The following is a 24,160-nucleotide window of genomic DNA, read 5'->3' as shown; positions in this document are numbered from 1 at the left end:
CATAGGAATATAATTATAAAGCAAATTTGAAAGGACCTTCGAAAGTTGTATTGTAAGAGGTAATCATTTTTCCTTTTTCATCAAAGATGCCTATTGTAATATTTTGCTTACTTAGTCGCATTTCTTTTTCCGGGAAGGCTATACTGATATTCCCCTTTATAATTTCATTTTCTTTCAATACTATTTTTACAGGGCCATAATAGGTAATAGTTGCATTGGCCGGGTTCAATACCTTAATTGTGATAAGCTTTTTAGAGTTTTCCTTATTCAGGAAGGTATAAGTATAAAGGTTATTAATTTTTCCATCAGTTATCTGGAACGTAGTTCCCGGAACTTTCAGGAACTTGGCTTCCATGCTTCCTCTGTCGTACATCAGGTAACCTACTAGACCTACTAATAAAGACAATGCAACAGTAGTAGCCTTCATCCTTGGTGTAAATTTAAACTTTGTACCGGCTTCTATTTCCTGTTCAGTAGCATAGCGTACCAATCCCTTCGGTAAGCCTACCTTTTCCATGATTTCGTCGCAGGCATCGATACATGCTGTACAGTTAATGCATTCCAGTTGTTGTCCGTTTCTGATATCAATCCCTGTAGGGCATACAACTACACATTGGTTACAGTCTATACAATCTCCTTTTCCCAGAGCTTTCCGGTCTTCATTATTCCTCCATTTCGAACGATTTTCACCCCTTTTGTAGTCATAATAAACATTAATAGTCTGTTTGTCAATAAGTACCCCCTGTAATCTTCCGTATGGACATATCAGGGTACAGACCTGCTCTCTAAGCCATGAAAAAACAAAATAAAACAGCCCTGTAAATACAATCATTACGATAAAGTTTACAGGATGGGCTGCCGGACCTTCCTGCATAATTTTAAAAACTTCTTCATAACCAACGATGTACATAAACATAAAATGTGTAATGATAACTGCGATAAGTAAAAACACAGACCATTTCAGAAGACGTTTTCTTATTTTTTCGGCATTCCATCCCTGTTTATCCAGTTTCATCTGTTTGTTACGGTCTCCCTCAATCCAGTATTCTATTTTACGGAAGATCATTTCCATAAAGATAGTCTGTGGACAAAGCCAGCCACAAAAAATTCTCCCGAATACGATACTGAACAACATCACGAATATTACGGAGGTTACTGCTCCAATAGCCAGGATAAAGAAATCCTGAAGATAGAAAGGCTGTCCGAAAATAAAGAAGTGTCTGTCCAGGATGTTGAATAGAAAGAACGGATTATTATTGATTTTCAGAAAAGGAAGTATGAAAAATATAGCTAACAGTGCATAGCTGGTATAATTCCGGTAATTGGTAAATTTTCCTTTTGGCTTTCTGGGAAAAACCCATTTTCTTTTACCGGTTTTATCCATTGTTCCGACTTCGTTACGGAAACTTTCTTCCTGAAGATCTACAGGTGCCTGGAATTGAGTATTCATTACTTTTTCTTATTTTCTGAATTCAGAGAATAGGGAAGTGTTGGTAATAAATTTACCGGATTACTCCCTGTTTTTCTGATATTATTGTTCCTTATGCAAAGCTCTTAATTATAGGGTCAGAGCACTAACATTATATTCATCTGAAATTGTACAATTCGGACATTTTAACAAAATTAGATATGATATAGATCATGGAAGATTTCTTCACGGAAATAAAGGGTAGAACTTCATGTTGAAATGATTGAAGTATACCTGTTTTGTGAAGTATATGAAAGGAGAAAAACCATAGTAACGGCAGCTTAATATTAAATTTATTTTAATTTTAAAATATAAGGTTTAGTCCCATTCATAAGTTTCGTAAATATGTCTTATGAAAAGAATAAGCGTCTTAACTCTCGGTACCTGTTTACTAATTGTCTCCCAATTGGTATCAGCTCAGGATAGAATTACTGCTGAGCTGGAAAGCCATAAGGTAGGGCTCCCCAACGGATGGACATTAAGTCCTGTAGGAAAGCAAATTGAACTGGGTGATCTCCCATTGAATTTGGTAATTAGTCATAATAAAAAATTTGCTGCAGTTAGCAATAACGGACAAAGTACACAGACTATAGACCTTATTGATCTGTCTTCACAACAAAAAATTGATAGTATAGAGATCCCTAAATCGTGGTATGGGTTGGCATTTTCTAGTGATGATAATACATTGTATGCTTCTGGTGGTCATGATAATATGATCAGGACTTACAACATTAAAAATGGAAAGCTTGCCCCAAAAGATTCTATTGTACTTGGAAAACCCTGGCCAAACCGGATCGGTATTGCAGGTTTAGCAGTTGATGATAGAAAACAACAACAGCTGTATACTGTTACACGCGAGGACAAAAAACTGTACGTTATAGATCTGAAAAGTAAAGCTGTAAAATCTAGTTTCGATCTTGGTGCCGAAGGCTATGCCTGTTTGCTGACTCCGGATGCGAAACAGCTTTATATCAGTGTGTGGGGCGCAGAAAAGATTCTGGTTTGGGATGTGTCTTTAAATAAAGTAACCAAAGAAATTGCGGTAGGCAATCACCCCAATGAAATGACTTTTAGCAAAAATGGCAAATGGATGTTTGTAGCGAACGCAAATGACAATTCAGTTTCTGTTATTAATACCAAAGAGGGAGCAGTTGTAGAAACATTGAATGCAGCATTATATCCCAATGCACCAAGTGGGTCAACAAGTAATGGTGTTGCTTTGTCTGAAGATGGTAAAACCTTATATATCGCAAATGCAGACAACAACTCTCTGGCTGTATTTGATGTAAGTAATCCCGGGAAATCTGTTTCAAAAGGTTTTATTCCGGTAGGCTGGTATCCTACAAATGTGAAGGTTGTGGGAAAAACAATTTTAGTTACCAATGGTAAAGGACTATCATCAAAGGCTAATCCACATGGACCCAATCCAACGGACCAGAAAGAAAAAGTAGATCGTCACTCGGGAGATCAGAGTAAGCCTAAAGAGATACAGTATATTGCGGGACTTTTTAAAGGAACTTTAAGTTTTATTCCAGATCCGGATCCGGAACATCTGGCAGTATACTCCCGTGCAGTGTACAAAAATACACCCTACTCAAAAGATAAAGAACTGCTTACTGAAGGGGAAGTGGGAAATCCTATTCCGATGAGGGTAGGAGAGGCATCACCTATTAAGTATGTTTTTTATGTTGTTAAAGAAAATCGTACCTATGATCAGGTGCTGGGTGATGTAAAGCAAGGGAATGGTGATCCTTCACTTTGTTTGTTTGGAGAGAAAATAACACCCAATCAGCATAAAATTGTAAATGAATTTGTGTTACTGGATAATTTCTATGTAGATGCAGAAGTTAGTGCAGACGGACACAACTGGAGTATGGGGGCATATGCTACCGATTATTTAGAAAAGACCTGGCCTTCAAGTTATGGTGGCAGAGGTGGTACATACGGCGGAGAAGGCGAGCGTGGAATAGCGAATAATAAAGGAGGCTTTATATGGGACAATGCCAAAAGACATCAGGTATCTTACCGTACTTATGGAGAATTTGCAGACAAAGGAAAACCAAATGTAAAGTCTTTGGAAGGTCATGTAGCACCAGGTTATACAAGTTATGATCTGAGTGTAGCTGATACCACGCGTTTTAGCCAATGGAAAACAGATTTCGACCAGCTGCTTAAAGAAGGTAAAATGCCGCAGTTAACGACAATCCGTTTTAGCAATGATCATACGGAGGGAATGCGTGGCGGCAAGAAAACACCTTATGCCCATGTTGCAGATAATGACCTCGCTGTAGGGCTATTTGTTGACTATATAAGTAAAAGTCCTATTTGGAAAGAATCAGCTATTTTTATTCTTGAGGATGATGCCCAAAATGGTCCCGATCATGTGGATGCACACCGTAGCCCTGCTTATCTTATAAGTCCGTATGTGAAAAGAAAGTCTGTAGACCATACCATGTATTCTACATCAGGTATGATCCGGACTATAGAACTCATCTTAGGTATGAAACCGATGACGCAGTATGATGCGGCAGCTACTCCTATGTGGAGATCATTTACAAGTCGGCCTGATTATACAACATTTGACCATCTTGCGGCAAATGTGGATTTGAATGAAAGAAATCCGACAAAAGGAAAGTTAGCAATACTAAGTGATAAATATGATTGGTCCAAAGAAGATGCCGTTCCTGATTTGGTATTCAATGAAATCCTCTGGCAAGGTCTAAAAGGAACCTCGGCACCATCGCCTAAAAGAGCAGCTTTTCTAAAAGTAAATAATAAAAATGAGGATGACGATGACTAAAAAGCCAAAGACCATCCTCAGTTAGTTTATGAGCAGATAAAAATCTGCTTATTTTTTTAGTGGAATTTCTACAAAACTCTCATTGTACCATCTGATTTCCATAGGTACTTCTGCGTCTTTTATGGTTTCGGTACTTATGTCTTTTCCGGTACCATAATTAATCTGCCATGCCGGGCTTTTCTTGATTCCAATTTTCAGCAATAATTTACTGCCCTTTTCTATTTTTTTACTTACAAAAGGTGTATCTGTTACAGGAATTGTTTCTTTTTTACCAGGAGTCAATAATTGGCGCTTACTTCTGTCTTTAGCATAACTGGCTCTGGTAAGATAGCTGGAAAGAAGGAAATATTTTCCGTCAGGAAGAACCTGATATAGCTCTGCAACAATGTCACAGTCTTTTTTATTGATTGAGAAATTTAAGCTGGCTGAAAAAGAACCGGTTAACTCAGTGTCTTTATCAAAAGCTTCTGATATAAATATAGTACTGTTGTCTTTTTCCTGTATTGCAGTACTAATAAGCTGAGGTTCGTCCGTTAGTATAAATTTATCGACATCACTTCTGTCTTTAAGATTTACATTTAAAGTAGTGAATGCAGATTTATTTGCTTTGTGTTCACCAAGTTTTAAATCTTCACCTAAATAGTATTTTATCTTTGTCTGGTCAAATTCCTGCATTGAATTGGCACTTTTCCAGATATTGTCACCCATTACTTCATAATTGATTTTTCCTTTCAGAAAATCTGGTTTGTTTTTACCTTTTAGGGTATAATCAAACCACTGATAGCAAATTTCATTTAATTCAAATTCTGCAATCGGATCTATTTTTACACCCATAACTTCGGATGTAATATAACCCTGAGGACCATAATGATCATAAGGTCCTATAACGACATAGTGATCAGCATTTGGATTGTACTTTATATGATTTTTATAATAATACATAGCACCTAGCTGGTCGTCGTCGAAATAACCTGTTGTGGTAAGAATAGGAATGTTTATTTTTGAATATTCCTTTGGATCAGGAGTCATGCTCTGCCAATAAGCATCATATGAAGGATGTTTTAACCAGCGCTGGAAGATTTCATTTTTTTTGCCATTAATGGAATCTAGCTTATTAAAAGCTAAACCACTAGTGTACCATTTTTTATAAAGATCATTCCATTTTTTCTCATTAGTGAACCCTGCGCTATCTGTGAGTTTGTTTACTGTAACATAGTCAATCCATCTTAGCATATAGCTCATAAAAACATTACCACTCATGGGATAGTCTATTCCTATGCCTACAGGAGCTTGCGGGATAATTGTTTTAAGTGCCGGATGCAATTTCTTTGTAGCTGCCCATTGGCTGAATCCCAGGTAACTGCCGCCAATCATTCCTACTTTTCCGTTGCTCCATGGTTGCTGAACAATCCAGTCGATTACATCGCTAATATCCTGATATTCATGTTCAAATGGTTCTATTGTTTCCTTACTGTGGTATTTGCCTCTTGTATTAATGTATACACAAGAGTATCCATTACTAGCCAGCTGCTTTGCGGTACCTATATTCCCGGGAGAAGAGTAAATAGTGTTGACAATGATTACAGGTCTAGGATGCTGTATTTTTTTATTGATAACCGTGGATATACTTATTTCTTTTTTATCTTTTGTGTAGACAATAACACTGTCATTTACTGTATAGCTTTCCTGATCTAATTTTTCCAGAAGGGGAAGACCTTTGGTATATGTTGCTTCAGCAATAAGATTGGATCCGTACTTTCTGAATAGTAATAATGCAGTTTTCAGATCGATACTGCTTTTACCTGCAATATCACTTTTGATGAAGCTGCTAAGATCTTCTTTTGTTTCTTTTGGTGTAAGACCAAAGAAAAATGGCATAAAGACCTGAGTGCTGCTCGCCAAGGAATTATATTTTTTGAGCAATTCCGCCTGATATGTTTTATTAAAATCCTGTTTGTTGTTTAAATGCTGTAAGGTGTTCATGTACACCTCATACTGAGCTCCCATAGCAGCGGCCATTTTGGGATTACCTTTCATGAAGCTATTTCTTACAGTATTAAGCTGCTCTAATGATGTTTTATAATCCCCCATAACGAAATTCATCCGGAACAAGTTGTCATTATCAGAAGTATCCTTATTATTAGTAGTCTGTTTTTTTACGATAGGACCCAGATAGTTTAAAAGAGATTTTATATTGGAAGAATCTACTTTTTTAAACTGACTAATCGATATGTTTTGGGAAAACAGTAACAGACTGAAAAATAGCGTAGCAAGGCTTAGTATTTTTTTCATAATATCTTTTTTGGCGGGTGGAAATTACAAAATAAATTCCTTGCATAGTGAAATAGATGTAATTATTTTCTGTATAGACAGGCTATAATAACCATGGTAATACTAATTACTGCTGAAAAGGTTCTTACCGTATTCCAGAAATTCCAGGAAATTTCGAAACTGTCCCGCATTTCTCTGATTGAATTTTGCGAGGCGTTGGAAAGGTCCAATAGATCCAGCTTATTATTTAAAGGAACATTAAATATCGAGGTGATTCCAAATACTCCTATGATATAAAAAAATGATGCAGACAATAACATAAAGAATGCAGTTTGGCTATGATGGTATTGCTGAAAAGTTGCTATTGGCAACGTAATTAATGCCCCAAAGAAACATGCGAAAAATATTGGGTTTAGTATTTCCCGGTTAATGCTTTGCATCGCCTGTAAATATTCATGGTCTGCTAATTTTCCTAATCCCCAACTAACAGATACAGAATAAGAAAAAAATAGACCGGCCATTAGTGCTGTGGTTATACCGGTTAGTATAAGTGTGATGTCCTGAAATTTCATTGTATATTGTTTTTAAGTTTACAGGACAAAGTTGTACAATCAGAAACTTAAAAAATAGAATAAAAACGACACTAAAAAATCAGGATGAATAAGATTTGGGTGTTTTGCCTGTGAATGCTTTGAAAACCCTTATAAAATGAGACTGGTCTGAAAATCCGTTTTCATAGACAATATCCGAAAGTTTATTGTAATCTTTAGAATTGAGTTGCTGAAGAGAAGTCTGAAACTGGATTATTTTGGCAAATTGTTTTGGAGACAAGCCGGTTTCGGTAAGAAATCTTCTTTCAAAAGTCCGGATATTAAAATCCAATTCCTTAGCAATTTGTCCGATGTTTTCTGTTCCATTTCCGGCGATAATTATTTCTAAAGCACGGCGGATTTCAAAATCTAAACTATCTTTTTTCTTTTCAAAATGGTCCAGAAGATAAGTTTTTATCAATTCCATACACTCATCAATAGTAGCTGAAGATCGTAAGCTATTGAGTACTTCCTGTGTATTATCGGGAATATAGCAGTTATCATTAATGCTTTGTGGATCTATACCATAAAAAGACCTCAGAACAAATGGATAAAGCTGGAAAACAATAACGGAGTAGGAACCTTTTATTTCTAACTCAACAGGGTTAATGGTTTGTCCGTAAATAAACAGATCCGGCATTTCTTTTTGATGCGGAATTACAGCTAAGCCTCCTTCTGTCCTATGAAATAAAAATCCAGGATATCCATCTGCAAAAAAGGGTAGCTTGGTTATAACAGGTTTCCCACTATTCTCAAAGATTAATATACTTTTTATAAAAAGTGAAAGAGGCTCGCTTGGGATTAATTCCTGAAAACTATTCATAATAATTTAGTAAAGTATATTATTTGGTTTCAGTATTCAAAGTGTTAATCTTTAGCATTAAGCTCTGCATATTCTGTTGTAACGACCGGATACTAGCTTGCAATTCATTATACATATTTGACATAGTTTGCAAATCATCCGCTCGAAAAGTTCCTCCATTTCCAAAAAATAGTTGTAAGGTTTCAGCATCAGGCTTTCCATCGAAAGCATAAAGAAGCCATCTGTCTTTTAGTGTTTCACGCATCGATTTGTTCCCGGAATTGCTGAAAGATTTTTCATTGAGTATATTCCATATATCAGGAGGGAATGCCTGGTCACTATTATCATTATTCCATATATTGCGAAGCAGGTTTCTCTGAATACCCATTTGTACTTTTCTTCCTTTGGGGTTTAATGTAAGCAATCCCAATGCTGCTCCTGCAGCTCCACCACCAATATTAATAGCTTTATTGGTATTGTTGTTATTAATTAGCGAAGAAGAAACGGCAATACTTGCTCCCAGAATAATAGAACCTACCGTAAGTTTCCGGATATTTTTATTGTTGATGTCTCCAAGGTAATTCGAAAGTTGCTGGATCCTTTCACCATTACAATCTGATTCAGCAGCCATAGCATTTAATCCGGAATTGGTAATCATCAATTGATCAGAAATTTTTTGTTTTGCTATCAGTATCTTCAGAGGATCTTTTGCTTTATTATATTGAGAAAGAAGGGGAAGTATACCGATATTTTTACTTAATGCATAATCCGATGCCGGAAGCTTTTTAATCAAGGCACTGTCTTCCTGATTACCAGTATTAGTCATAATTTCAGGATACTGATAAGTGAAATTTGGTTTACAATAATCTGTAGTTAATGTTGCTGTCTTCGAGCTTTTAATTACAGAAGAGCAAGACAAACATAATAGGATAGACACTATAAATACAAGTGTATAAAAACTAAAATTATAAATACCAATAGTTTTGCCGGACATATTGTAATTCAGTTAGGATATTTTTCTAAAGTTCAGAAAATTTCAGCTGATATACAAGGTGATGAATCTTTAAATATTAGTAAAAAAAACAAGCGACAAAAATATTTCCGCCGCTTGTAAAAAACTGCTAACAAACAAAAATAGGATGAGATTAAAAATCCGAATAGATAGATAATCCGAACACTAAACAGTTTTTTGATATATTAAGTAATAAATAATTATAGATTTTAAAAAAGGACAGTCAATATAGCATTGACTGTCCGTAACCTATACAGGTTTCTCACACTATACTACTATTATTTTGTTGGACAAAAGTATTCAGACTTCGGTGTATTAATATAATAAAACAACTTCCGATAGGGGGTAATGCAGGGTTCGATAACTTGTGGTTTATCAGAATAGATAATTGAGTACAGGTTCAGGCTAAAAATTATATGCAATTAGAACAATTATGCTATAAGTTCTTACTAATGAAATAAAGATGATATCAGAAATTATATATTCTGATATTTTAATAATATGCTTACATGTATGGTTCTAGGCTTGTCGTAAGTAATCGTATCTCTTGGCGCATAGAAGTATTACTCTTGTTTTGTTTTTTTCTTTCCAGGGAATTGTAATTTTATTTAAGGTAACAAGGATCAGTATATTTTCGTAGGATATGATGTATAGCCTTTGTATCAACAAATATTTTTTACAGCTTTTATCTGTTCATTGTACATCTCGAATCCCTCATTCTCAAAATGTTAATTATACAAGCTTATGCTGAACTCTTGTTGCCTTTTTTTAGATATAAATGTGAAATCAGATATATTCAGTACGGGGGTAATACAATGTATAAGACTTTCTGTACTGTTGGAATTAACCAAAATACCAGATAAATATGCTATAGAAAACCATTAATCAATTCCTTTTTTATTCTTAGACCTTACTTTTAAAGTAAGGTCTTTTTTAGCATCAGAACTTTACTATAATATCAATGTTTATAGGTTTTGTCTGTAAGATTTTTAATAAAGGCAGAGGGCGAAATATTCTTTTCTTTTTTAAAGACCTGAGCAAATTTGTTCTGTGAGGAGAAGCCGCACTCCTCTGCAAGAGTAGCAATTTTGAATTTCCGGTACTGCGGATTAGTTTCCAGTTTTTTGATGATATAATCAATTCTCAGTTCGTTAATATAATTACGAAAACTTTTGCCTTTGTGAGTATTGATAATATGCGATAAATATCTTGAATTGGTTTCACAAAAAGTAGCCAGATAAGAAAGAGAAATAGTTTTCCTTGTAAACTGTACGGTAGATTCAAATTCCTGTAATTTAGATAATAATCTGGCCTCTATTTCAGACGTCATCACTATTTTTTTTTCAGAAAAAGGCTCTGTTAAAGAATCAGAATCAAATAAGATGTTGGAATTCCTATATTGGATAGTATTGGGTATTGATCTCAGCTTTTTTATGGTTCTTTTTTGTTTACGGATGTAAAAAAAGAAAAAGGCAATGATAGTATAACAAGGTATAATAGTGAGTAGTATAGAAAACATTATTAATAATCTATTTTTGGGGTTGGTATAAAATTTATTTGTTGTAATGTTTTGAAAAAAACGGGTGACCAGTATACTGGTCACCCGAAAAACGTTAACGTTTTTTACACAAACAAACGACGATGATCTCGTATTTCTTTTATTTAATCATTTTTTCTGTAGTCAGGTAAGCGGCTAAAGCCCCGTTATACTCTTTGATCCTCCCGGAAGCTATTACTACAGGTGCTATAGCACGGATATAATCCTCTTCTTTCTGTTGGGTAAGGTAGTAAGCTGTTCTCCCTGCAAAATCAGTATAAAGCTCCGGAGACTTAATCTTTGAACTTAGTTTTTCCACATCACTGGCAAAACCTTGTTTATTTTTTAATACCTGGGTGTGTATACTAACCCATGCGTCGATTATACTGCTCCAGTGTCCAGAAGTATACAAGTAGTTCCAGTCCATTTCATTAACGATATACCGGGCTATGCTTTCGGCTTTATCTTCTTCTCTTTCTGAAAGCAGAGGGGCTATTCCCCGGGTAATATTTACAATCTGCAGAAACTGGCTGATGTAATCCGGTTTTCTCTTAAGCCCATCCTGAAAAGTCGCATAACTTTTAGTCTGATCCTGAAGTTCTTTTGTAAAAACAGAATAGTTCTTATCTGCTTTAGAGAATACTTTTGTAGCCTGTAACATGGTTTCATACTGCAAAAGTATTTTTTCCTGTTTTCTATAGAGTTCGCTTAATTCTTTATTGCCGTTATTATTCTGGTAGATCACATTCTTTTCCGTTGGATTGGCCTCAGTACAACTTACAGAGAAATCTTTCCCGGGGATATACATATCCAGTCCGCCACCTTCCCGGGTACCGGTAATAAGCCATCGGCTCATTCCGGTATAGGGAGAATATCCTTTAGGGATACTCAAAGTAAACTTACCATCCGAAGGAATAGTGCCTTGATGCAGAGTTATTTGTTTATCGCCCTGAAAAATAATAAAGTCATAGTTTTTTCCGGCAAAGTGAGGGAAGTTCATATCAATAGACTGGGCTTGTAAAACAAATCCACCTGCAATCCACAATAATAACATGAATAAATTTTTGTTCATCATTTTGTTGTTTTTAATCCACTTTAATGCAGCGAACAGAATTACCGTAAGTATAGATCAGTTTTCTTACCTCTTGCGTGTTTACCTCTTGCGTGTTATTACCAATTGTTATAGCATATGCATGGTGTGTATAAAGGCCAAGGACTAAAGGAGGTGTTTGTTCAACAATATTTGAAGAACTCCAATAGACCCCGTTTATATTATTAGGTGAACCATCAAATGCTTTGGTTAATTGAATTCCACCCGTTTGATAACGTTGGCCAGCGGCAATTAAAAATAGCCCTTTTCCAAAAAGGAAACCTGAATTACTCGCTGTATAATCAGGAGACCACGTTCCTATGCTGCTTATCGGATTGTTATCTATTACACCCTGCCATTGCTCTTTGCTTGGTACTTTGTATCCGCTGGGGCAAGGGTCCTGATCTGTTTTAATATTATCATTCCATGCAGTATCCCATGGGAGAGAGGGAATTGTATTTAGTGTTTCTCGGTTTGCAGGATACCATTCAGGGTTGGCGGTAAGGAGCTGATGACTAGTTAAATCCTCCGCTTGTGAGAGATATTGTTTTTTTGGAGAGCCTGCAAGATCTCTTGTAGCATTAGTCAATACACCCCATTGGTATTTAGCACCCCGGATAGCTTGCGAAGGTGCAAATGGATCGGCAGAGTAATCAGCGCCCAGATTATGACACATAAACTCTTTCCATACTCCCGGTGCGATATAGGCTCCGCAATGGGTTAAATTAAGAGTAAAACTCTGTGTATTCCCTGGTGTAATACTCAAAGCATTTGGTACATTGATGGTACGGGGATTTCCGCCAACAATTGCATTGGCCGAGAATGAAGCTGTAACAGCTCCTCCTGTATCGGCATTTACAAATATAGGTGCTGCAGTTATTGAAGTAGCTTCAGTCGACAAAAAGCTAAAATCAATAGCCGCACTGGCTGCATTGGTACGTCCTGTAATATTCCCTGAGGCCAGAGGTATTGTACCATTGGTAGCATGTGGGGTAATTGCAGCATTGGTGATTGCAGTAATGCCATTACCAGGCATGTTGGATATAATAAAGGTGGTAATCTTTGCTACTTTATGCCTTAAGGTAATATCCAGGGTATTTTGTGCATTTGCTGGAGTATAGCTGATATTCTGGTACATAAAATCCCTGTTGTTGTCATCATAATTCACTACAGCGCTATTAAGATCAGTAGTTTCTCCGGAGCTTATAGCCGGAAGGGTAGAGTTTCCATAGGAATAAGCCACCATATTGTAGGCAGTTCCACCATCCAGCATAAGCGGAGCAGCAGGCTGTCCTACAGTGTAATCCTGATGTGTTTTGTATTGCCCGCTTCCCTGATCATAAGCAATGACACGGAACTTTATCCCCGATCCTAAAGGGTCACCGGGAACAGCTGCCGAAAGATTTTTTCCGACAGAAGCCTGAGGACTGAGGGATTCATTAACTGGAGCTAATCGTGCTATGATAAAGGTACTGGGGTTAATCATAATACTTTTGGATTGTATTCCGCTACTTCCTAAATCTAATCCTTGTCTACCAACAGAAGCTGTTGGTTTTGTCCCTTTAGAATTAGCGAATTCGGTTCCTAAAAGATTGATTTTTACGGCAGCCGGACCGCTTGTCAGATTATTCTCGGCATCTGATGTACGGCAAGAGATCTGAGATAATAGAAATACGACACCTAAAGAACCTGTAAAATTTCTTATTGTTGTTTGTTTTGTAAATATTTTCATCATAATTTCTTTTGTTTTTTAATCAAAAAAGGGTGCATCTACCGTTGTATCACTCGTTCCTTCCCAATCCGTTTTTACAGGATCAACATTTCCGTTGGTAGTGCCCGGGGTTACACTTGCAGAGGCAGAGCCAGCTGCAATGCCTTGTTCCATTTGCAGAAATACAACTTCCATTACCGGAGGGGTATATTCACGTTTTGGTTTGTCAGGCAGCTCATTTTTTTGTTCTTCTTTTGTCATTCTGTTTTTCTTTTTAATTTGTTATTGTTAAAAAGCCGTGTGCTTTTTCACCTATCATTTGTGTTCAATTATATCGAAGCATTTGTGTTTTTTTTAATATAGATATGACAGGAAAGACATTATATTTCACACGGCCCGGCAAAAGTATTCTGGCTTTATGTTTTTGTGAAATAAAGCAGCTTCTGATATGGTCTAATGTATGGTACGATTCCTTGCGATTCGTGTAAACGCTTATTGGTATTGGGTTTATTGGGTGTTAACAGGATTGGAAAAAATTATCCGAAAACATGAAATTTAAAAAATCCGGAGCTTGTGCTTAGCAAAAAATGATCAAAACAAGAGTTTGTTTTGTGGGAAAAGAGCCGGGGAAACAGATTAAAAAAACAAATAATCTCATTCTTGTTTAATGTGATTTGTGCTGGGTACGAAAATTTTGAAAAATGCGGATAACCGGAAGGCAGAAAATCAAAAAATAAATTGGATTTGAAAAGCTTCGTGAACGGAAGCTCTAAGTTTTTTTAACTATTAATTTATTTTCTATCTTTATGGTTCCTAAATTATACGACTTCAATGATTCAAAAAATTGCCCGCATGGTAAGGTGGCGGTATGTGAAAGCACCGCGACGCTCGTATAAGCGTAGGACACCTAAGCTGTTCGGGCTTTACTATTCCTAAATTATACGTTATGAACCCAAAGAAAACAGCCGTATTCCTAAACGGCAAAGAAATCGAACTGAAAGACTGGCTGGTTTCCATCAGTCCATCTGATTTTAGCAGCAACATTACCAATATCGGGGTGCAGAACTACTCTGATATAGGCTTCAAAATCAAGTCTGTTTTGGCTGTATGTATGCAGGCATTGGAAAGTCTGGCAGAAGGTTCTTCTACTGCAGATGCTTCCGATTTTTGCAACATTTTACAGATTGCCTGTGATTTGATTCCGCATTCAGAACTGGAATTGCTGACCGAAATTCGGAAGGCTATGTAAAATCAATCTTTTGTGAAAAAGTCCGAAGCTTTTATTCAAAAGCCCGGACTTTTTTATTACGAATTAACTTTGCTAGTTATTTATCCATCAGCCAGATGTAAATATCCTCTTCGGAACTGATGTTGAGCTTTTTTCTTATCCGGTGTTTTTTACTTTCCACAGCTCCGGCAGATATTTTTTTGATAATGGCTATTTTCTTGGTATCGAAATTCATTTTCATCAAAGCACAGTATTCCAGATCGGACTGGCTAAGTTTGGAGCTTATCTCTAAAAGATTCTGACTGAAATATGGAAAAATTTCTGTGAATTTGAGATAAAAAGTCGGATCATTATTTTCTGCCAGCTGAGCGGCATGATTTATTTTTTCATGATCAGGGTCTTCATTCTGATCTGTAATATGGGGTTGTATCTTTTTCACAGTCCTGTATCGGGTAATATAATACCCTAAAGCAGATATACCCAAAAGAATAGCGATAGCGTAATAAAAAATACGGGCTTCTGTAAGGTATGTTTTTTCTGTAATAGTTTCTGTTTTTAATACAGTGTTTACGATATTACTTTCGGCTATATTTATACTGTCGTTAAATTTTTTGCTTTTGCTCAGAAAATAAGATTCCTGTTTATAATTTTCCTGATTGTGGTAGCATTCTGCAAGTGCCGAATAAAGTAATCCCATATGGGCAAACCATTGGTATTCTTTAGATATGCGTATAGCAGCATTGTATTCTTCAATTGCTTTTGCATAATTTTTCTTTTTCTGCTGTATAGCCCCCGAAGATTCATAATGAAAAATTTGCCACAGAGATCTTTCATTCTTGTCAACTTTGTCGCCAATAGACAGATATTTTTCGGCTTTATCCAGCTGATTGTCCCCTGTATACAGTTTGGCTAGTCCATATGCAACCATTGTTGTTAGCGATTTCTTTTTAGAATCATTAATGCTGATCTGCTGTAATTCTTTGTAGGAACTAAGCAGGTAAAATTCTTTTTCTTTTTTGCTGAGCGTGTGCTTCTTATCACTTGCGAAAGATTCCAGGGTTAAATAAAAGGAAGCTGCCTTAATACTATGAACTTCATTACGATCACGTTCAGGTGCTGTTTCAGCAAGCGCTACTGCTTCCTGTATTTTTTTTCTTCCTTCTTCAAAATAGCCAATACTGTATAGTGCCCTGCCTTTTAATAATAAAAATGAAGAGGAGGCTATAGTATATCTTGGATTTCCTTTGGTTAAGTCCAGTCCTTCATTGGCTTTAGCCAGTGCTTGTTTCATATTATGGTTAATAGAATATACCTGTGCCATATATTCTAAAGCTTTTACCTGACCGTCTGTATAATTTATTTCTTTGGATTTGTAATAGATTTCAGTACATACCTTTAAATTTTTCTCGGCATCGCCTCTTACATTATAAGGAATTGTACTGCTTATGGTTTTATATAGACTATCTATTGCTTTTTCTTTATTATTTTGAGCGATAATAGAAAAAGGAGTAAACAGGGTAATCAGTGAAAATAAAATCTTATACATGATTCAATTAAGATGTTTCTTTTTTTATATTGTTTTTAAGTACGAATTACGAATTACGAATTACGAATTAACTTTGCTATTTGCTAATTATCTATCCATCAGCCATATGTATATGTTTTCCTCAGGACTTATATTCAGTTTTTTTCTTATTCGGTGCTTTTTACTTTTTACAGCTTCTGCTGACATTTTTTTGATAACAGCTATTCCTTTTGTATCAAAATTTATCTTCATCAATGCACAAAATTCCAGATCAGATTGTGTGAGCCTTGGATTGATATTTAAAAGATTCTGATTAAAAGCCGGAAAGACCTCTGCAAATTTAATAGAGAAAGCCGGGTCATTGTTTTGTGCCAGTTCGGTCACCAGACTCAGTTTTTCAAAATCAGTAATTTCCTCCTGTTCAGGCTGAGTGTTTCTATGAGTTTTATTAATAATTCGTGGAATAATCTGCTTTATGATATAAAAACTAATTAGGCAGAGAATCAGAAGAACGGCGATGATATAATAAAGGTTAATTTTTTTATTGGCGGTATTATTTTTTACTTCGTCTTTTAAAATATTGCTCACTGTATTTTTATTTACCAGAGCTATGCTGTCGTTATATCTTTTGCTTTCACTGAGGTAATAAGATTCTTTTTCATAGTTATGCAGCGCATGATAGCTTTCAGTTAGCCCTGAATATATTATATCACGATCGTATATAGCTTTTAGTAAATCATATTGTTTCGATTGTATTAATGCCTGCTCATAGTGTTTTGTAGCGCTTGTATAGTTTTTCTTCTTTTCTGCTATGGCGCCTAATATAATGTTGCGGGATAATGGCCAAAAAGAGCCTCCGCCTTTGTTGATAACCTCTGCCTGAGCCAGATATTTTTCGGCTAAGTCAAGTTTATCCTGATCGATATATGCCAAAATAAGTCTCTGAATACATAAGGTTGATACAAACTTCTTCTTAGGGAAATCATTATTGATTTGTTGTGTCTGTTTATAGGCATTCAGCGCATAATATTCAATCTCCTTATTGCCTAAAATGTGATTTGTATCTCTCTCATAAGACATTAATGTACAGTAATAGACATAAGCTTTGGCGTAATGTATAGAGTCGCTTTTGTGTGGGGGTACTTTGTCTATAATTGCCGATGCTGTCTGAAAATCTTCTCTTGATTTTTCGAAATAGCCCATCTGAAGAGAAACAATACCTTTTGCCAGTAAAAAATTGACCCGCTGCAGGGCATATTTTTCTTTTCCTTTAGTCAAAGATAGCCCTTCATCACACTTAACAATGGTATTGTCTATATCTCCACGTATGCAATAGGTTGCTGCCATATAAAGCAAGGCGTTTACTTGTCCTGTTGTATAACCTATCTCTTTGGACTGGAGATAGAGGTTTTCGACTAATGCTAATTTTTTATCTGTTTCGTTTTTAACATAGAAAGGGACTTTATTAATCCTTATTGTGTCGAGTGCATAATTTATTTCCTTCTCTTTGCTGTACTGAGCAGAGATACTAAATGAGTAAAGTATTAATAGAAATAATATTTTTCGCATGATTAAATTATTATTTACTATATATCCAAAAGTGTGAAACAGGCCATAGAACAAGCATATTTCCTTACTGTTTTAAACTGATATTCTTTTATGAAATACTTATATAAATTTAAAAAATAAATCTTATATCTTAATGGTATAAGGGTATTTGTTGTGATGTTTGTTTGCATATGTTTTATTTTATATTGTTTTACTATAAATAATTGCGATATATTAGTAAAATAGAAATGATTCTGAAAAACTTAATCATACCAGTTATCATATAAGACGATATACAGGCGTGTTTATTCAACATGCTTTATAGTTATGCATAAAGTTTCTTTTCGTAAGGAATCGTATACTGATAAGGAGCCGGCGGGAATGTGTTTTTTTCTATGACTGGTATTCCGCAGCCGGACAAGTGAAGAAGATAAAATTAATAGGCATCATTTGTGAGTTTTTACAAACAAAAATATAAATTAAACAAGAAGTAACAGTTCTGGCTAAGTCTTTTTTGCTATAATGATTTATCGAAATAGTGAATACGGACAATTCAATGTATTAAAATACTGATTAATAGTAAATTTGTTTATGTTGCTGAATCTACTTGTCCATCAGCCAGATGTAGATGTTTTCTTCTGTAGAGATATCCAGTTTTTTTCTGATTCTGTATTTCTTACTTTCCACAGCACCAATAGATAAACGTTTTATAGATGCGATCTTCTTGGTATCAAAATTTAGCTTCATCATTGCACAATATTCTAAATCGGATTGTGTAAGTTTTGGGCAGATTTTCAAAAGGTTTTCGCTAAAATCAGGAAATGTGTCATTGAATTTAAAATAGAAAGAAGGATCATCCTCTTCGGCCAGATTTATTAGTTGGTTTAATGTTTCGTGATCCAGTTTTTCAGTTTCATCTTCGTTTTCAACAGGCTTTTCGGTTATAACATCAGCGGTGTTACTTTTTATAGTTTTTCGCTTCAGGATAATAATTAAAAGTACAATCAGGAAGGGTATTGCAATGATATAATAAAGTTTTGTAACGTCCAGAGAAGAATTTGTTTCATTTTTATTTTTTGATTCCTGCTTCAACACATCTCCGGCAGTTGCTTTTTCATTAATATCAATACTCTTATTTAAACGTTTGCTTTTATCCAGATACAAAGATTCATTCTTATAATCTTTCAATTCGTGGTAGCATTCCGCTATCTGGTTATAAATTTGTGATTGTTCATATTTTCGTTGATATTCTCCTGCAGTTTTCAGAGCATCATTATAAGCTTCTATAGCTTTTGTATAATTCTTTTTCTTTTTTTCTATATTACCCAGCAGGAGATTTCTTTTAATAAGCCAGACAGGGAAATCAGAATAAAGAGAATCACCTTCTGCCAAGTATTGCTCAGCTTTATTTGTATCGTTCAACTCAGTATAATACGAGATAAGAGAGCGCAAGCTGCTAACGTATAATATGGTTTTTATATCAGTATTATTCTTAATCTGTTTTACTTCCTTATAGGTATCCAGTAGATATTGCTCTTTTTGTTTTATGTTCCCAGGAATTTGGGCTTTCTTCTGTTCGTAAAAAATAATGTATGAAGCATGTTCTAATACTCTTTTATAATGCTCTTTATCAACAGAATATTCCGGAACTTTTTCTATAGTTTCCGCAGCATTATTATAATTTGCTTTAGCTTCATCGGAGTATCCTAACTGAAATAAGACAGATGCTTTGAACATAAAAAAAGAAATCCTGTATTTTTGTAACTGATTTTCTCCATTTGTAAGAGCAAGCCCTTCATTTATTTTTTCCAGAGCTTTTTTTAGTTCTCCGGTATAGATATAATTTTTTACAATGGAATGCAATGCCCTTGTTTGGCCGTCTTTATAGTCAATTTCTTTAGCCTGATAATAAGCTTCAGTACCCATTTTTAGTATCTTATCTGTCTTGTTTGCATTTGCCTCAATATGGGTTTCTGGTTTTTCCAATCGGGCAATATTGCTGAGCAAACTATCAATTTCTTTTTTCTTTTGCCCTATACCCAGACATGAAAAAAAAACAAGAAGTAAGAGTACTATTTTCTGCATAGTCCTTAGATACTGTATTTTAATAACGTTTAAAAAATGAATTTACCGGCATCAAAGATACTATTTGTTTTGATATAGTGTAGTATTTACAGAAAAGTTGACATTAAAATATTATGATTACGTTTAATATATTTCCAATTGCATAATGTAATTATTTACATATAATATGAGAAAAAATAAGTAGATGAAAATTGGATTGTGCAGAATTTTAAAGTGTATTATTTTATAATTTGATTACTAAAAAGCCTTCCCAAAAGAGAAGGCTCATAAATAATCTGATATAGAAAAATAAAGTAAAGATCCAAAATGTGTTTAATGGGATACAGCCTTTAATCCTACAATAGAGCTTACCAGTGTAAACAGGAAAAACAAACGCCAGAAACCAGCAGGGTCTTTGAAAACAAAAATTCCCATGAGAACAGTTCCTACTGCTCCCAGGCCAGTCCATACGGCGTAGGCTGTACCTATTGGCAATGTCTGCGTTGCTTTGATTAACAATGCCATACTTATAGTAAGGCAGGCGATAAATCCTCCATACCACCAGTAAGATTCAGTTCCGGTTGTTTCTTTTGCTTTTCCGAGACATGATGCAAAGCCTACTTCGAATAATGCAGCAATAACTAAGATGATCCAGTTCATATGTTTATGTTTTGTACAAAAATCAGGACTTTACAGCAGATTGTATTTTACATATGATAAAAAATTAGACAGTCGGAATATTCCGACTGCCTATTAAAACTGTTAACAAACCAAATTTATTGTTATTATGATAGAATTACTCCGCTGAAATAAATTAACAGTTTTGTAGCAGAATATGCTTTATAGTATTGTAACTGTGTTTTTCTAACTTCTATCCGATAGGGCTGTGGCTTCCAGCATGAGGTAATGTAAATCAGTATTCTTGACAAAAGGTTTCAGAAGTTCGCTTCCCGGGCCATACATGGCTAATTCTACGTAATCTCCGGAGTGATCCATACTGATCCAGCCTACAGAATTGTGTTTTTTCTGAATTTCCGAATAAGCTTTGAAAGGCATTTTTTTATAGTTATACAGACCCTCTTCCTGCTTCTCCGCACCTGTATAGAAGCTGAGTAGATGTTTTGCTTCTTCGTCGGTAAGGCTGAACTTGTTGGTTTCAAAAATCCAGTCTTTCATCTGTTGAAGGTTGAAGTTCTCGTTGATATTGTTGAGTATATACTCATTGGTATATTTATAGTTCGCTATTGTATTGAAATTTTTAGTTGCTTCGTTACCATATATAGTTCCGGGATTGGCGTTCCCGTGATCGGTGGTTATGATGACCAGGGTATTTCCATCTTTTTCAGCAAAATCTATTACTGTTTTTAGAGCTTCTTCAAAAGCTAACTGATCATGGATAAGTGCTGCAACATCATTAGCATGGGCTGCCCAGTCTACTTTTCCGCCTTCAACCTGTAATACAAAACCGTCTTTGTGATCTTTAATCTGATCAATTGCAGTTTTAGTCATCTCAGAAAGAGTAGGGGTGTTTTGCAGTCCGGGGATATTATTTCTGTCAATGGTATACGGAAGAGCACCAGTACTAAAAACACCAAGTAATTTTTTTCCTTTTTCTGCTTTTTGTAAATCAGAGCGATTCTTTAGAATTTGGTAACCTTTTTTCTGGTATAAACTGTAAATATCTTTTTTGTCTTCTCTTTTTGCAGCATTAAAGAATTCGTCTCCGCCCCCCATCATTACATCAAATCCCTCCTGTGCATATTTTTCTGCAATCTCCGGTTCTGCATTTCTTTTCTCAGAGTTGATACAAAATCCTGCAGGCGTTGCATGGGTGATAGTAACTGTAGTTACACAAGCCGTTTTCTTACCGGCTTTTTTAAATTTTTGCCATATCGGGGTATGTATTTCACCATTAGCACCAATATTCAGAACGCCGTTTTTTACCCGTTTCCCGCCACCAAAAGCTGAACTGGCTGCAGCAGAATCTGTAACAATAGAACTGGCAGAGGCTGTATCCATCAGAGCACGGCTTACTTTATTTTCCAAATAAAGCCCAATCCAGTGGCTGTTTTTTCCAAGTGTGTTCAGGGAATACTGATTTGCCATAGCCAGAGTTCCGGAGCTCATTCCGTCACTAATCATAAAAATGATGTTCTTGGCTGTCTTTTTACTTACTGAATTAGAATTTGTATTACCTGCGAATAAACCGATAGGGTTTATCGTCAGAAATCCTGAAAGTACTGCTGTTCCTTTTAGAAACCTTCGTCTGTCCATTTTGTAATTGATTAACGGACTGCAATATAAGAGTTAAATTTAATTAATGCAATGTTGTTGCGTTAATTAATTGTAAACGAATATTAATTTTTATGTTGAGCTATTGTTGTAAGGCCCATTAGGAATACCAATACTTCTTTTTAAAGTTTAGTAAGAGGAAAACTACGGATATAAAAGAACCCGGCTGATAAATGAGCCGGGCTAAAAGATTATCTTTTTGGATTAATCATTACTATGTTAATAGAGTACTTTTAAGCTTTCTGCAGAAAAATCGGAAAGTTCCTCTGTATTTCCGGCTTTAATTTTTTGAACCCATTGGTAGTCACTCAATATAGCCCTTCCTACTGCCACAAGGTCGAAATCCTGTCTGTCCAGCCTTCTTAGTAATTCAGAAAGGTCGGTTTTTTCAGTTCCTTCACCTGCAAAAGCAGAAAGGAAATCACCCTTTAAGCCTACTGATCCTACTGTGATAGTTGGCTGGCCAGTGATTTTTTTAGCCCATCCGGCAAAGTTAAGATCCGAACCTTCAAATTCAGGTTCCCAGAAACGGCGCTGGGAGCAATGGAAAATATCTACACCGGCATCTTTTAGCGGTAATAGCCATTCTTCCATTTCCGCAGGTGTAGTTGCTAATCTGGCTTTGTAGTCCTGTTGTTTCCATTGGGAAAGACGGATAATAATTGTGAAATCTTCACCAACAGCTGCTCTTATAGCTTTTACAACTTCTACAGCAAAACGGTTTCTTTCTTTTAATGTTTTTCCGCCATATTCATCGGTTCTGGTATTGGTACCTTCCCAGAAAAACTGATCGATAAGATATCCGTGTGCACCATGAATTTCCAGACAGTCGAAGCCAAGGTCTTTGGCGGCTTTTGCAGAAGCAGCAAATTGTCTGATCGTATCTTCTATATCAGCAATGCTCATTGTAGCAGCAGCTTCCATAGCGACTTCAGGATATTCTTTGTTCATTCTGGTATCACCTACATGCCATATTTGTGGTCCCATTTTCCCGCCTTCTGCATGCACCTGATCAATTACATTCTTCCAGCCCTGTAATGCTTCATCACCATAAAAATTGGGAATATTCAGTAAATTTTTAGATGCAGGCCTGTTGATCACGGTTCCTTCGGAAAGAATGAGCCCGACTTCTGAGGCTGCTCTTCTGGAATAGTAACCGGCCATTTCAGGAGTAGGGATTCCTGCAGCTGACTGCGCACGGGTCATTGGTGCCATTACAATTCTGTTTTTCAGATGAAGGTTTTTATAAATAAAAGGACTAAATAATGAGTCTGTATTCATTTTTTGACAAAGTTTTTATAAGGTTGATTTTACTTTTGTTACACAAAGTAACTAATAATAATTCATTTTTGTACCTATTAACTAAAAATAGTGGTAACTTTGCTGTAACCAACAATAGTAACAAAGAGGTAACTTATGAAACAGAAACGAATGGCAGAGTGTGATTGTCCGCTGGTAAAGGCAATGTCGGCACTAGGAAATAAATGGAAACCAGTAATCGTAAGGGTTATAAAAGATCGTACACTGCGTTTTGGAGAAATTGCAGCGCGTATCCATGTGATATCCCGAAAGGTGCTTACCGATCAGTTGAGAGAAATGGAACAGGACGGACTGATTACCAGAGCTGAATTTAAAGAACTGCCTCCAAGAGTGGAGTATACCTTAACTGAAAAAGGGCTGGCGCTGCTGCCTATTCTGTTTATGCTTGAGGATTGGGAAAAACAATATGAAACTAAAGAAATTCCTGAAGTAGCAGAGGTGTAATATTTATCTCTTAGTTATTTATTTCCGTTCTGGAGTAGTTCCTTTCTGTAATTAATACCCCACTTGGACATAGTGTCGATAACATCATGAAGGCTTTTTCCAAAGTCTGTAAGTTCATAATCGACCGTCACCGGCATGGTATTATTCTGGGTTCTTGATACAAGGTTGTTCATTTCAAGCTCTTTCAGCTCTTTTGAAAGTGTCTTTGCCGCTACTTTTTCCAGTTGTCTTTTAAGGTCCATAAACCTCATTTTACCGGTAAAGTATAAGTGGCTGATGATAATGGTTTTCCATTTTCCGCTCAATAAATATACCGTATCTTCCACACCACGCAGGTGCATTTTGCAGTCCGGACCCAATTCAGTTCTTTGCTTTTTCATAACTTAAAAATGAAATGACAAAATTAGCTGTTTCATTGTACAAAAATTTACCCTGTTACTAAGAGGTAACTAATTGCC

General features: G+C 35.8%; 19 protein-coding genes. 3 read left to right on the top strand and 16 right to left on the bottom strand.

Annotated features, from left to right (window positions below; all coding sequences use genetic code 11):
• Window positions 1-13: 13 nt before the first annotated feature.
• Window positions 14-1,450, bottom strand: coding sequence for a cytochrome c oxidase accessory protein CcoG (gene ccoG / locus AYC65_RS09585; protein ID WP_034870505.1), 1,437 nt, complete (start codon window positions 1,448-1,450; stop codon window positions 14-16).
• A gap of 370 nt (window positions 1,451-1,820) precedes the next feature.
• Here ccoG and AYC65_RS09580 point away from each other — a divergent pair, with 370 nt between their 5' ends.
• Window positions 1,821-4,268: a bifunctional YncE family protein/alkaline phosphatase family protein gene (locus AYC65_RS09580; protein WP_034870504.1), complete on the top strand. Its 2,448-nt coding sequence runs from the start codon at window positions 1,821-1,823 to the stop codon at window positions 4,266-4,268.
• 48 nt (window positions 4,269-4,316) lie between these two features.
• Here the strand turns inward: AYC65_RS09580 and AYC65_RS09575 are convergent, their stop codons facing one another.
• From AYC65_RS09575 to AYC65_RS09540, 8 genes are all read right to left on the bottom strand, one after another.
• Window positions 4,317-6,560 (bottom strand): CocE/NonD family hydrolase, encoded by a 2,244-nt coding sequence (locus AYC65_RS09575; RefSeq protein WP_034870503.1) that lies wholly within the window; start codon window positions 6,558-6,560, stop codon window positions 4,317-4,319.
• A 62-nt stretch (window positions 6,561-6,622) separates the two neighbouring features.
• Window positions 6,623-7,111, bottom strand: a complete 489-nt coding sequence (locus tag AYC65_RS09570; protein ID WP_034870502.1) for an anthrone oxygenase family protein — start codon at window positions 7,109-7,111, stop codon at window positions 6,623-6,625.
• A gap of 79 nt (window positions 7,112-7,190) precedes the next feature.
• Window positions 7,191-7,952, bottom strand: coding sequence for a helix-turn-helix domain-containing protein (locus AYC65_RS09565; protein WP_034870501.1), 762 nt, complete (start codon window positions 7,950-7,952; stop codon window positions 7,191-7,193).
• 19 nt (window positions 7,953-7,971) lie between these two features.
• Entirely contained in the window at window positions 7,972-8,757 is a 786-nt protein-coding gene (locus tag AYC65_RS09560; protein ID WP_234300281.1) for a hypothetical protein, read from the bottom strand.
• 1,144 nt (window positions 8,758-9,901) lie between these two features.
• Window positions 9,902-10,273 carry a helix-turn-helix domain-containing protein gene (locus AYC65_RS09555; protein ID WP_034870578.1) on the bottom strand — a complete coding sequence of 124 codons (372 nt, stop codon included), beginning with the start codon at window positions 10,271-10,273 and terminating at the stop codon, window positions 9,902-9,904.
• A 328-nt stretch (window positions 10,274-10,601) separates the two neighbouring features.
• Window positions 10,602-11,555 (bottom strand): alkyl hydroperoxide reductase, encoded by a 954-nt coding sequence (locus tag AYC65_RS09550; protein WP_234300279.1) that lies wholly within the window; start codon window positions 11,553-11,555, stop codon window positions 10,602-10,604.
• A gap of 10 nt (window positions 11,556-11,565) precedes the next feature.
• Window positions 11,566-13,305 carry a fibrobacter succinogenes major paralogous domain-containing protein gene (locus AYC65_RS09545; RefSeq protein ID WP_052114741.1) on the bottom strand — a complete coding sequence of 580 codons (1,740 nt, stop codon included), beginning with the start codon at window positions 13,303-13,305 and terminating at the stop codon, window positions 11,566-11,568.
• Between the two features lie 15 nt (window positions 13,306-13,320).
• Window positions 13,321-13,542, bottom strand: a complete 222-nt coding sequence (locus AYC65_RS09540; RefSeq protein ID WP_034870500.1) for a hypothetical protein — start codon at window positions 13,540-13,542, stop codon at window positions 13,321-13,323.
• A 685-nt stretch (window positions 13,543-14,227) separates the two neighbouring features.
• On the opposite strand from AYC65_RS09540, the gene AYC65_RS09535 reads away from it, so the two are divergent.
• Window positions 14,228-14,530 carry a hypothetical protein gene (locus AYC65_RS09535; protein WP_034870499.1) on the top strand — a complete coding sequence of 101 codons (303 nt, stop codon included), beginning with the start codon at window positions 14,228-14,230 and terminating at the stop codon, window positions 14,528-14,530.
• 76 nt (window positions 14,531-14,606) lie between these two features.
• On the opposite strand, the gene AYC65_RS09530 is transcribed toward AYC65_RS09535, so the two are convergent.
• The 6 genes from AYC65_RS09530 to AYC65_RS09505 form a co-directional block, all read right to left on the bottom strand.
• Window positions 14,607-16,055, bottom strand: coding sequence for a tetratricopeptide repeat protein (locus tag AYC65_RS09530; RefSeq protein ID WP_059333750.1), 1,449 nt, complete (start codon window positions 16,053-16,055; stop codon window positions 14,607-14,609).
• Window positions 16,056-16,142: 87 nt separating this feature from the next.
• Window positions 16,143-17,603: a hypothetical protein gene (locus tag AYC65_RS09525; protein WP_052114740.1), complete on the bottom strand. Its 1,461-nt coding sequence runs from the start codon at window positions 17,601-17,603 to the stop codon at window positions 16,143-16,145.
• Between the two features lie 582 nt (window positions 17,604-18,185).
• A complete protein-coding gene (locus AYC65_RS09520; RefSeq protein ID WP_034870497.1) occupies window positions 18,186-19,667 on the bottom strand; it encodes a tetratricopeptide repeat protein in 1,482 nt (493 codons plus the stop codon).
• Between the two features lie 312 nt (window positions 19,668-19,979).
• Window positions 19,980-20,306, bottom strand: coding sequence for a DMT family transporter (locus AYC65_RS09515; protein WP_009091036.1), 327 nt, complete (start codon window positions 20,304-20,306; stop codon window positions 19,980-19,982).
• A gap of 204 nt (window positions 20,307-20,510) precedes the next feature.
• Window positions 20,511-21,920, bottom strand: coding sequence for an alkaline phosphatase (locus AYC65_RS09510; RefSeq protein WP_034870496.1), 1,410 nt, complete (start codon window positions 21,918-21,920; stop codon window positions 20,511-20,513).
• Between the two features lie 237 nt (window positions 21,921-22,157).
• Complete coding sequence (locus tag AYC65_RS09505; protein ID WP_034870495.1) at window positions 22,158-23,219, bottom strand: NADH:flavin oxidoreductase; 1,062 nt, start codon at window positions 23,217-23,219, stop codon at window positions 22,158-22,160.
• Window positions 23,220-23,354: 135 nt separating this feature from the next.
• Here AYC65_RS09505 and AYC65_RS09500 point away from each other — a divergent pair, with 135 nt between their 5' ends.
• A complete protein-coding gene (locus AYC65_RS09500) occupies window positions 23,355-23,702 on the top strand; it encodes a winged helix-turn-helix transcriptional regulator (RefSeq protein WP_034870494.1) in 348 nt (115 codons plus the stop codon).
• Window positions 23,703-23,716: 14 nt separating this feature from the next.
• On the opposite strand, the gene AYC65_RS09495 is transcribed toward AYC65_RS09500, so the two are convergent.
• Window positions 23,717-24,082 carry a winged helix-turn-helix transcriptional regulator gene (locus AYC65_RS09495; protein WP_021346687.1) on the bottom strand — a complete coding sequence of 122 codons (366 nt, stop codon included), beginning with the start codon at window positions 24,080-24,082 and terminating at the stop codon, window positions 23,717-23,719.
• Between the last annotated feature and the right edge of the window lie 78 nt (window positions 24,083-24,160).

This window comes from Elizabethkingia bruuniana, assembly GCF_002024805.1.
GTDB lineage: Bacteria > Bacteroidota > Bacteroidia > Flavobacteriales > Weeksellaceae > Elizabethkingia > Elizabethkingia bruuniana.
This window is presented reverse-complemented; position numbering and strand designations above follow the sequence as displayed.